The 10,874-nt window shown below is 72.9% G+C and carries 9 protein-coding genes; 3 read left to right on the plus strand and 6 right to left on the minus strand.

Translation table 11 applies throughout. The features are described 5' to 3' along the window. Window positions 1–615 (plus strand): PT domain-containing protein (locus tag GUY59_RS48070; protein WP_201762065.1); only part of this gene is annotated, 615 nt, incomplete at its 5' end. Window positions 616–721: 106 nt separating this feature from the next. Next, on the plus strand, window positions 722–1,951 hold the full coding sequence (gene otnK / locus GUY59_RS43835; protein ID WP_138208079.1) for a 3-oxo-tetronate kinase: 1,230 nt from the start codon (window positions 722–724) through the stop codon (window positions 1,949–1,951). A gap of 18 nt (window positions 1,952–1,969) precedes the next feature. Here otnK and GUY59_RS51105 read toward each other — a convergent pair whose 3' ends face one another. Then, window positions 1,970–4,708 carry an ATP-binding protein gene (locus GUY59_RS51105; protein WP_138208078.1) on the minus strand — a complete coding sequence of 913 codons (2,739 nt, stop codon included), beginning with the start codon at window positions 4,706–4,708 and terminating at the stop codon, window positions 1,970–1,972. A gap of 102 nt (window positions 4,709–4,810) precedes the next feature. Here GUY59_RS51105 and GUY59_RS43845 point away from each other — a divergent pair, with 102 nt between their 5' ends. Then, window positions 4,811–5,425: a LysE family translocator gene (locus GUY59_RS43845; protein WP_138208077.1), complete on the plus strand. Its 615-nt coding sequence runs from the start codon at window positions 4,811–4,813 to the stop codon at window positions 5,423–5,425. A gap of 7 nt (window positions 5,426–5,432) precedes the next feature. Here the strand turns inward: GUY59_RS43845 and GUY59_RS43850 are convergent, their stop codons facing one another. From GUY59_RS43850 to GUY59_RS43870, 5 genes are all read right to left on the minus strand, one after another. Next, entirely contained in the window at window positions 5,433–6,623 is a 1,191-nt protein-coding gene (locus tag GUY59_RS43850) for a hypothetical protein (protein WP_138208076.1), read from the minus strand. A gap of 9 nt (window positions 6,624–6,632) precedes the next feature. Then, a complete protein-coding gene (locus GUY59_RS43855) occupies window positions 6,633–7,016 on the minus strand; it encodes a RidA family protein (protein ID WP_165975130.1) in 384 nt (127 codons plus the stop codon). A gap of 6 nt (window positions 7,017–7,022) precedes the next feature. After that, entirely contained in the window at window positions 7,023–8,099 is a 1,077-nt protein-coding gene (locus GUY59_RS43860) for an alanine racemase (protein ID WP_246064575.1), read from the minus strand. A gap of 68 nt (window positions 8,100–8,167) precedes the next feature. Further along, window positions 8,168–9,709, minus strand: coding sequence for an N-acyl-D-amino-acid deacylase family protein (locus tag GUY59_RS43865; RefSeq protein WP_138208075.1), 1,542 nt, complete (start codon window positions 9,707–9,709; stop codon window positions 8,168–8,170). Window positions 9,710–9,717: 8 nt separating this feature from the next. Beyond that, a partial coding sequence (locus GUY59_RS43870; protein ID WP_161715032.1) for a DUF4153 domain-containing protein occupies window positions 9,718–10,874 on the minus strand: 1,157 nt, incomplete at its 5' end.

The following is a 10,874-nucleotide window of genomic DNA, read 5'->3' on the forward strand; positions in this document are numbered from 1 at the left end:
CCCCCGTCGAGCGCGTCCGGCGACCCCACCGCCGACCCGACGGCGCAGCCGCAGGACCCCACGTCGGATCCCACGTCGGACCCCACCTCGCAGCCCACCTCGCAGCCCACGGAGGCGAGCACGGACTCCGGCGGGTCCGACCGCCCGGAGCCCGGTTCGCCGATCATGCACGGCGAGTTCCCCGACTGGAAGTTCAGCCTGGGGAGCGCGAAGTTCGCCGCCGACAAGGTGGGCGGCTGGACGTACGACTCCTGCGACACCGTGGACGGGCAGGGCGAGCTGGCCGCCAACGACTGTGAGCGCGCCGTCGAACTCGCCTACTCGGCCTACTCGGGGCACCTCAAGGCGGTCCAGGTCATCATGGCGTTCCCGAGCGAGGCCGCCGCCAAGACCGCCGCGACCCGCCTGGCCAAGCTCCCCGCCAAGGCCGTGAAGTGGCGCCGGGACCAGGCGCTCGACACGTTCGTCTACGGAAAGATCCGCTCAGGAGCGATCAAGAAGTACGTCGTCCTGACGGTCGTCACCGCCGACAGGACGGCCCGCGCCAAGGCCACGAAGTTCCACCATTACCTGCAGGCCGACCACAAGAACTACTTCCTCTTCCGCGACCTGTGACCGGCCGGGCCGCCTCGGAGCCGTGCCCCGACCCGCGGTGAGCGGCGGCGACGTGCGCCGATAACGTCAGCGTCATGTTCGATTCCCACCTGGGCGCGGGGCGACGATGATCGGCGCCATCGCGGACGACTTCACCGGTGCGACCGACGTCGCGGTGGCCCTGCGCCGCCGTGGCATCCGTACCGTGCTGTTCTTCGGGCTTCCGCCGGAGTCGGCCGGGCCGCCCGAGCACGACGCGGTCGTGATCGCGCTGAAGACGCGGACGGCCCCCAGGGCGGACGCGGTCGCGCAGTCGACGGCGGCGCTCGGCCGGCTGCGCTCGCGCGGCGTCCGGCAGGTGTACGTCAAATACTGCTCCACGTTCGACTCCACGGCCGAGGGGAACATCGGGCCGGTCCTCGACGCCCTTGCCGAGGCCATGGACGTGCCCGTGGTCGCCATGACGCCCAGTTCGCCCGAGCACGGGCGCACGCAGTACAACGGCTACCTTTTCGTCGGGGACGTCCTGCTCGGCGAGTCGCACATGCGCCACCACCCCCTGACCCCGATGACCGACTCCTTCCTGCCGCGCCTGCTGGAGAGGCAGAGCGCCCACCGGGCGGGCGTCGTGACGCTGGCGCAGGTCCGGGCGGGGGCGATCGGGCGGCGGCTGGCCGAGCTGCGGGCGGAGGGTGTGCGCTACGCTCTCGTGGACGCCGTGGACGACGCCGACCTCGTGACCGCCGGCCGGGCGTTGGTGGACGCGCCGCTGGTCGCGGGCGCGGCCGGCCTGGCCGGAGGGCTCGCCGCGGCGCACGCGCGGACCGGGCGCGAGGACGCGCCCGCCCCCGCGCCGCAGGGCGCCGCGGCGGTGCTGGCGGGCAGTTGCTCGGCCCGTACGCTGGAGCAGGTCTCCGCGATGATCGAGGCGGGCAGGCCGGCCTACCGCCTGGACGTGCTGGCCGACCAGGATCCGGAGTCGCTCGCCAGGGACGCGCTGGCCTGGTACGACACGCTGGACGCCGCGGCCGGCGCGCCTCTCGTCCACGCGTCCGCCGAGCCCGCGGCGCTGCGCCGCGTCCAGGAGGCCCTGGGGGTGGAGCGGTCGGCCGCGATCGTGGAGTCGGCGATCGGCCGCGTCGCGCAAGGGCTGGTCGAGCGGGGTGTCACCCGCGTGATCTCGGCGGGCGGCGAGACCTCGGGCGCCGTCGTGAACGCGCTCGGAGTGCTCGGCGGTGTCATCGGCGCAGAGGCAGCACGCGGAGTCCCGTGGATCCACACCTCATCCGGACTCGCCCTGCTGCTCAAGTCGGGCAACTTCGGCGAACCCGGCCTGCTGGTGAAGGCCTCACGATGATCCGCCCGGTAAGGACGGTCAGTCGAAAAGGCCGAGGCGGTGGGCGGCGGCGGCCGCCTCGGTGCGGGTCGACACCTCCAGCTTGGCCAGGATGTTGGAGACGTGCACGCTCACCGTCTTCTGCGTGATGAACAGCCGTTCCGCGATCCCCCGGTTGGTGAGCCCCTCCGCGACCAGGCGCAGCACCTCGGACTCGCGGGCCGTGAGCCCTCCGGTTCCCTGGCCGCCGCCGAAGCGGGCTCTGCGCCCGAACTCGTGCAGCGCGCTCTCCAGCGGCGCGGCGCGCAGCTTGCCCGCCGTCTCCCTGGCGAGGTCCCACTCCGCCTGGGCCGCCTCCCGCTCGCCCGCCGCGAGCAGCGCCTCGGCCAGCCGCCAGCGGGCACGCGCGGTCTCGTAGGCGAACCCGTAGTCGAAGGTCTCCACCGCCTGCCGCCACAGGTCCACGTCGAGCCGGCCGTGCACGCGGTGCCATTCGGCCTCGACGCGCCACCCCCACGCCCGCCCCTCGGGGCCCAGGTGGCCGCCCTCGCCGGTGGGGCCGGCGTCGAGTGCCGCACGGGCGCGGCGGCGCAACTCGTCGGCGCCGTCGGTGCTGCCGAGCTCCGCCAGCGCCCACAGCCCGACGGCGGCCATGCGGACGTTGCCCGACTCGCCCTCGACCAGCCGGTCCATGACCGCGTTCACGTGGTCGAGCGCGGCCCGCGGGTCGCCGTTCCACAAAGCGTGCTCGGCGGCCAGTCCCCGTGACATGTATGCGGCCAGCTCGTCGGACCAGAACGGCCGCAACCAGCCCAGCCGGCTCTCCACGGTCGGCAGGCCGCGCCCCACCTCGACGAACAGCGCGAACGACGACAGGATCGCCTCGGGCACGGTGCCCACCCGCGCGGGAAAGCCGGCCGCGACCGTCTCCGCCTGGTCCCACTCGCCCGCGACGTAGTGGATGAGGAAACGCAGGAAGCGCAGGTCGGTGCCGTAGGTGCTCCACTTGAGGCCGGTCTCGAAGGCCATGCGGATGCCTTCGTCGGCCGCTTCCGCCGCGTGGTCGAGCAGGCCGCCCTCGTAGTGGATGCGGGCGTGGTGGAAGCGGGCGCGAAGGTCCATCGCCAGGTCGCCCGAGGTCCCGGCGACGACGGTCTTGACCAGCTCGTGCGCCCTGTCGGTGTCACCCTGGTATTCGGCGTGGGTGGCCAGCGTGAGCAGCGCCCCGGCCTCGGCGTCCCTGGCCCCGCAGGCGTGGGCGACGTCGAGCGCGCGGGCGGTGAGGCCCTCGATCTCGCGATGGCGTGGGCTCCAGAGCAGCGTGCGGGCCTGGGTGGCGAGGGCACGAGCGAGCTGCGGCGCGTCGTGCGCGGCCTGGACCGCGCGCTCGGCGGCCGCGATCGCGGCCTCCGGGTCGTCGGCTTCGTAGAGGTAGTAGGCGAGCCGCTCGAGCACCTCGGACGTTGGCGGCAGGGCCTTGAGCCGGCTGATCGCGCGGTGGTTGTCGCCGGCCCCGGCCGCCATGACAGCGCTGCGGAACGCCAGCTCCTCCCGGCTCTCCCCGGCCAGCTCGGCCGCGCCGTCGACCCGCTCCCACAGGCCGAGCGCCCGGTCGTAGTGGTCGTGCGCCTCGGCGGGGGCACCGAGCAGCGCGGCCTGGCGGCCCGCCTCGACGGAGGCGGTGAACGCTCCGGCCAGGTCGTGGCCGGCGAGGTGGTGATGGGCCAGCTCGGCGGGCGTGGTGAGCAGCCGGGCGAAGGCGGCGTGCAGCCGGGTGCGCTCGCCGGGCAGCAGGTCGGTGTAGACGGCTTCCTGCAGCAACGCGTGACGGAAGGTGTAGCCGTAGCCGTCGACCCTGAGCAGCCCGCGCGAGACGATCTCCCGCACCGCCTCCTCGAACTCGGTCAGCGGCAGCCCGGACACCTCACGCAGCAGCGCGTCCTCCACCCTGCGCCCGGCCACGGCGGCGGCCCGCAGCACCCGCTGCCCCGCCTCCGGCAGCACCTCGACCCTGGACATGAGCAGCCCGGCCAGCTCGTCGGGCAGCGCGTCGCCCTCGGCCATGGCCGCGAAGAGCTCCTCCGCGTAGAACGGGTTGCCGTCGGCGCGGGACACGATGAGTCCGAGCTCCTGAGCGCCCACTTCACCCATCGTGGCCACATAGTCGGACATGTCGCCCACGCTCAGCGGCCCCAGCTCGACGTGCGTCACCGTCGGCAGCCGCCTCATCTCTGCCAGCACCGACCGCAGCGGATGACGGCGGTGCAGGTCGTCGGTGCGGTAGGTGCCGACGACGCAGACCCGCTCGGTCTGCACCATGCGGCTGAGGAACACCAGCACATCGCGGGTGGACCGGTCTGCCCAGTGCAGATCCTCGATCACGAACAGCACCGGCTGCACGTCGGCCAGCAGCCCGAGCAGCGAGCCGAACAACCGCTGCTGGGTGAGCCCGGCCGAATCCGCGCTCTCCCTGCCCGGGAGCAGCCGGCCCAGCATCGGATGGGCGGCGGCGGCCTCGCGGACCGCCGGCTCGGCGCCGCGCAGCGCGTCGGCCAGCGGCAGGTAGGGCAGGGCGTCGCCCAGCTCGGCGCACTGGCCGGCCAGCACGTGGAAACCTCGCGCGCGAGCGTCGGCGACCAGCTCGGAGACCAGTCGCGTCTTGCCGATGCCAGCGTCGCCGCCGACGAGGGCGACGCCTGCCGTGCCCTCTGCGGCCGACCGCACCACCCGCACGAGCCGGGACAGCTCAGCGGAGCGCCCGACGAGGAGACCTTTCATGCCAGAAACGATGCCACGCTCCTCCGACCCTGCATTGGTCCGGGGAAATGGCCTCCGATTGGCCCTGATCTCCCTACCATATGCATCTTACGCTGCCTTTTTGTGATCCCTCCATCAACGTACGCGCTCTTCGTGACCGCCTCGCTCGCCCTCATCCTCATCCCGGGGCCGAACCACCTCTACATCACCGCCAGAGGCCTGGCCCAGGGCCGGGCGGCGGGCCTGGCCAGCGCCCTCGGCGTCGAGATCGGCACACTCGTGCACATCGCGGCCGCGGCCGCCGGCCTGTCGTACGTGATCTCGCAGTCGGCGACGCTCTTCGCGATCGTCAAGTGGGCGGGCGTCGCCTACCTCGTCTACCTGGGCATCCGCGCGTTCACGGGCAAGGACGCCGAGACGGGGGCGCCGGCGCGGCAACCGCTGCCCAAGGTGTTCCTCGAAGGCGTGCTGGTCAACGTGCTCAACCCCAAGGTGGCGCTGTTCTTCCTGGCGTTCCTGCCGCAGTTCGTCCAGCCCGACGCGGGCTCGCCGACCCTCCAGGTGATGGTGTTCGGGCTGACGGCGCTGTGCCTGGGGCTGGTGTCGGACATCGTGTACGCGTTCGCCGCCGGCGCACTCGGCCACCGGCTGCGCCAAAGGGCGAGGACGCTCAGGTACGTCAGCGGCGTCGTCTACCTCGGTCTGGGAGTGGCCACCGCGTTCGCCGGGAGACGATGACGCGGCTTCACAACGACAGGGCGGCCGGGATGCGGTCGAGTACGGGGTGGGGCGCCAGCCCGTACGCGTAAAAGTCGACCGCGAGCGCGCCCGCCGCCCTGGCGCCCCTGGCCTTGGCCACCAGCCGGTCGGCCGAGTCGCTGTCGGGGTGGCCAGGCCGCAACACGGCGCGCACCTCGCGGTCCTTGCCCACGGACCGCAGGTAGGCTCCCACGTCGTCGGCCACCCTGGCCGCGTCGCGCGCGTAGGCCAGCACACCGAAGGCGGGCACCAGGTCGCCCAGCGCCACCAGGTCGACCCCGAGTTGCCAGGCGTCGTGCGCGGCCAGCCCCGGTGTGGGCAGCCCGTCGGTGTAGCCCTTCACCGCGCCGGTCGAGTCGACGAACACGAGCCTGGACCCCTCGTCCGCCACGGCGGAGGCCACCTCGGACACCAGCGTGGTCACGGTCTCCGAGCGGGCCCTGGCGTAGGCGACGACCTCCGGCCCCGCGTACGCGGTCAGCGCCGCCCTGGTCACCTCGCCCTGCGCCGCCGGGTCGCCGTCGAGCACGCCGCCCACGATCCTCGCGCACTCGTCGCGCGCCACGTCTGCCTTCACGCCGAGGTCGGTGGCCCGGCGCATGCAGTAGTCGCAGAAGCAGAGCCCGAACAGGTAGGTGTCCATCGGCCCGAGGGGCACGAACGAGCGCTGCGGCTTGAGCGGCCTGAAGTGCAGCGACTCGGCCACCACGCTGTCGACCCCGAGCCTGGCCACCGCCCTGGCCAGCGCGACGGCGTAGTCGCGTACGTCGGGGTGCGCGGGACACAGGTCGGTGAGCGAGCCCCGGTCGCCGAAACAGTCGCGGACGGTGACGTCCGGATGCCTGGTGCCGAGCGTGGCGTTGCGCAGGAAGACCGTCCATCCGTGGAGCTTCATGGACCGTCGCGCGCACGCTTCGCCAAGCCCGTCGAACGCGTCCTGGTAGCCCGGCACGGGAGCGAGGCGCAGCCCGGCGAACAGGTCGGGCGGCGGGGTGAAGTGGGCGGCGTCGTGGCGGACGGTCAGCCGGGACAGTCCGTGCGGGGTGACGTCGCGGGAGGCGTGGTGCACGGCGCCGACGGTGACGCCGCGCACGCCGTACGCGCTGATCCTGTCGAGCACCCGCTCGACGCCCTCGCCGCGAAGGTCCTCGACGAAGGCGTACACCGAACTGTCCACAAGCAGACCTTAAGCGCTCTTGTGAGCGACGAAGTCGATCTCCACGAGGATGTCCATCAGCTCGGAGCCCACGGTGGTGCGTACGGGGAAGGGCGGGTTGAAGTAGGACTTGTACACCTCGTTGTACGCGGCGAAGTCGCGCTTGAGGTGCTGCAGGTGGACCGTGGCCTTGACCACGTCGTCGAAGCCGAGGCCGTGCGCGGCGAGGATGGCGCCGAGGTTGCGCATGACGCGGTGGGTCTGGGTGGCGACGTCGTCGCCGTCGACCTCACCGGTCTGCGGGTCGATCGGCCCCATGCCGGAGGTGTAGACGAAGTCGCCCACCACGAGGCCCTGGGAGTAGGCGCCGATCGGGGCGGCGCCCTCGGTGGTCCTGAGCTCCTTCTTCACGATCTCTCCCTAGAAGTCGGTGTGTATCGTGCCCACGACACGGTAGTCCTGGTCCACCAGAGGCAGCTCGCGCCACTTGTCGAACGCGGTGCACGGGTGCGAGATGCCGAACGCCAGCAGGTCACCGACCTCCAGCCCGTCGCCGCGCACCAGGGCGTGCTGGTCCTGCATCTTCGTGACGGTGACGCCCGCGCGCCGCGCGACGGGCAGCCCTTCGTCGTACGGCGCGTCCCGCTTGCCCATGCCGACGACCGCCAGCCCCGGCTCGGGTGTGGAGAGCACGTGCGCCCACACCTCCAGCGCCGGCCGCAGCTCGCCCGCCATGCGGTTGAACGGCGTGCGCTCGCGGTAGTAGCCGTCGTCGTGCGTGACGTAGGCGCCGCTGCGCAGCAGGATGCGGGCCTGGGTGGCGACGAGCTCGCGCCCGATCACGTCGAACCACTGGCTGCCGCCCACGGTCAGGATCGGGTGGCGGACGCGGAGGTATTCGACCGCCTCCCGCAACGCGTCCAGATATTTCCGTACGTCGTCGGCGGTCTTGAGCGCGCCCTCGTAACCCGCGACCCCCACCGGTTCGACCCCGGGCGTCTCCTGCGCGCAGGCCACCACCGCCAGCAGGTCGTCCAGCGAACGGCATCCGGCGCGGCCGCCTTCGTGCCCCAGCTCCACCAGCACCCGGAACGGCCGCGACCCCGCGTGGCGGGCCAGGATGCCGATCCCGGCCACGGAGTCGGCGAAGCTCAGGAACTCGAACGAGGGATCACGCTCCAGCTCTCCGGCCGCCCAGGCCAGCCCTGCCGGGTCGACGACCTGGTTGGCGGCCATGATCCGGTCCGCGCCGAACTTCCTGGCCGCGCGGGCCTGGCGCGGCGTCGCGACGGTCAGCCCCCAGGCGCCCGCCCGGAGCTGGAGCGCGGCGATCTCGGCGGACATGTGCGTCTTGGCGTGCGGCGCCAGCTCAAGGCCGTGGTCGCGGGCGAAGGCCGCCATCGTCGCCACGTTGTGTGCGAGCGCGTCCTGGCGCACCACCATGAGCGGGAAACCGAGCGTTCCTTCGAAGATCGACCGCCCGAGCGTCTCCTGCACGAGGCCCCTTTCCTTCGGCGTCCGACGATATCCTGAATCCTGACATTTCCGGCAAGGCCCGGCCGGGGTCACGGCCGCAGCGCACGCCCCGGCGTGGCGCCGGTCAACTCTCCCCCGGCCAGCACGCGCGCCCCCGACACGAGCACGTCGTCCACGCCGGACGCGAGCGTGCGCGGAGCGTCGTACGTCGCCAGGTCGGCCACCGTGTCGGGGTCGAACACCACCACGTCGGCCGCGAACCCGCCCCGCAAAATTCCCCGGTCGGTCAGCCCGAACCGCCGGGCCGGATGCGCGGCCAGGTGCACCGCGGCCTGCTCCCACGTCCAGTCGCCGAGCTCCCTGACATGCCGGCCAAGGAACCGGGCGAACGCCCCGAACCCCCGCGGATGCGGATGACCGCCCACATAAATCCCGTCGGAGCCGCCGGTCTGCGACGGATGACGCAACACGCGGCGTACGGACTCCTCGCCCTCAGGGCCCTCGTCGGGGCGGGCGGACACCACGCCCGCCTCCAGCCGCGTCTCTGCCAGGAGGCGGCGGCAGAACGCGGCCGGCTCCAGCCCCGCCCGCTCGGCCGCCGCCACGATGGTCAGGCCCTCCGCCCACTCCAGCCCCGGCGCGTGCGAGACGGTCAGCCTCGGCCAGGTGTCCGCCAGCGTCGGCCACCAGTCGTCGAGCCCGTCGGAGCCGATCATCTCCAGGGCGCGGTCGGTCTCGGCGCCGGGCACCGACGGCGGCAGCACGACCATGGCCAGAATCGTGTTGCCGCGCAGGTAGGGGTAGGTGTCGAAGGTCAGGTCGACGCCCTCGCCGAGCGCCCGCTCGACCAGCGGCAGCAGCACGTCCGCGGGACCGTGGAGGTGGGAGACGTGCACGGCCGCGCCGGAGCGCCGGGCGATGTCCACCACCTCCGCCATGCCGACCCCGGCTTCCGTGCCGTAGGCGCGCATGTGGGTGACGTAGGGGAGGCCGCCGAGCGGAGCGCACAACGCGGCCAGTTCCTCGGCCGAGGCGTAGCCGCCCGGCAGGTATTCGAGCCCGCTCGACAGGCCGGCCGCGCCCTCCGAGAGCCCGCGCTCGACGTGCCGCACCATCGCCGCGACGTCGCCGGACGAGGCGGGAGCGGACGACGGGCCCATGACGTCGTAGCGGATGGTGCCGTGCGGCAGGAGGTAGGCGGTGTTCAACGCCACCGCGCGGTCGTAGCCGTCGAGCAGCTCCCCCACGGTCAGCGGCCCCTCCCGCGGCGCCCCGCCCCGCAGGGGCCCGTTGACGGCGGCGAAATAGCGGGCGGCGTAGGCGACGGTCGCGGCCGAGCCGGGCGCGAAGGACAGGCCGTCCTGCCCGAGCACGAACGTCGTCACCCCCTGCCGCAGCGCCGCCCTCTGCACGACCGGATCGAAGACGACCGCGTCGCCGTGGGCGTGACAGTCCACGAAACCGGGCGCGACGAACCGGCCCGCCGCGTCGATCACCGTCTCGGCCTGCGCGCCGTCCAGCCGGCCCACCGCCGCGATCCTGTCGCCGGCCACCGCCACGTCCGCGCGGAACGGCGGGGCGCCCGTGCCGTCGAGCACCCTGCCGCCGCTGATGACTACGTCGAACCTCACCCAAGGATTCAATCAGAGCCGCGGTACGGCCTCCGTCCGCACTCCAACGACGGGTTGACCGGATGTTCGGCCAGCAGGTCACGGGCCTGCGAGCGGGCCAGGTTCCAGCCGTTCCACGGGTCGGGGCGGTCCAGCCCGTTGGCCTCGACCACGTCGGCGAGCACGCAGCTGCGCTGCGGCTCGGGCAGCCGGTCCAGGGCCGGCACCGCCTCCGCGCCGAGATCGCCCAGGTAGTCGGAGTCGAGGTTGGTGACCCCGCGCACCTCCACCTGCGAGTACGCGACCCGCAGGTCGGGGTTCACGACGGCGAACGCCGCCAGGCCGATCCCGGTCACCAGCACGACCGTGCGCGGCAGCCAGCCGGAGTCGCGCCCCGCGAACCGTACCGCCCCGGCCAGCAGCACCAGCGTGAACAGCGCCCCCAGCCACCAGACCGTGGCCTGCACCGACAGCCGCAGCCTGGACAGGCCGTAGGCGTCGGTATAGAGGTTCATCCGGTGCAGCGCCGAGACCAGCACCACCATCGTCAGCCCGCACAACATCGCGAGCAGCCCCGCCAGCATCCAGCGCTCGCGCCGCTCCGCCTTCAGCAGCCCGCCGGCCACGGCCACGATGCCCAGCACGAACACGCTGACCACGACCAGCTGGAAGAACCCCTGCCGGGCATACTCCGCGTAGCTCAGCCCCGCCGTCTCCAGCACCCAGGCGTCGCCCCCGAACAGCGCGGTGATCTGCACCGCCACGAACGACGCGAACAACAGGTTCACCGCCGTGAGCGGCACCAGCCAGATGCTCGTGCTCACCCTGAACTTCTCGCGCGGCCCCATGGGATCGTTCACCGGCCTGAGCGCCACCAGCACCACGGCGGCCAGCAGCACGGCGAACAGGACGAAGAGGAAGACCCGCAACGGCGCCGACTCCGCCCACTCCGGCGCGGTCATCACCCGCCGCAGGTAGGTGGCGAACACCGCGTCCGCCGAGGCGAACAGCAGCCCGAACACCGCCAGCAGCACCGCCGTGATGCCCAGGGCGGCCATCGTCGGCATGACGCGCCGCTTGGCCGACAACCTCTTCAGCGGCCCGGCCAGGAACCACTGCACCGGGCCCAGGGCGAGCACCACGGACACGCTGCCCCTGATCACGCCCAGCCAGCCCGCGCCCGCCC

This window comes from Nonomuraea sp. K271 (assembly GCF_009908215.1).
GTDB lineage: Bacteria > Actinomycetota > Actinomycetes > Streptosporangiales > Streptosporangiaceae > Nonomuraea > Nonomuraea longispora.

Coding starts and splice junctions, on each gene's coding strand:
- GUY59_RS51105 (WP_138208078.1), bottom strand. CDS start 4,708: ATGAAAGGTCTCCTCGTCGGGCGCTCCGCTGAGCTGTCCCGGCTCGTG.
- otnK (WP_138208079.1), top strand. CDS start 722: ATGATCGGCGCCATCGCGGACGACTTCACCGGTGCGACCGACGTCGCG.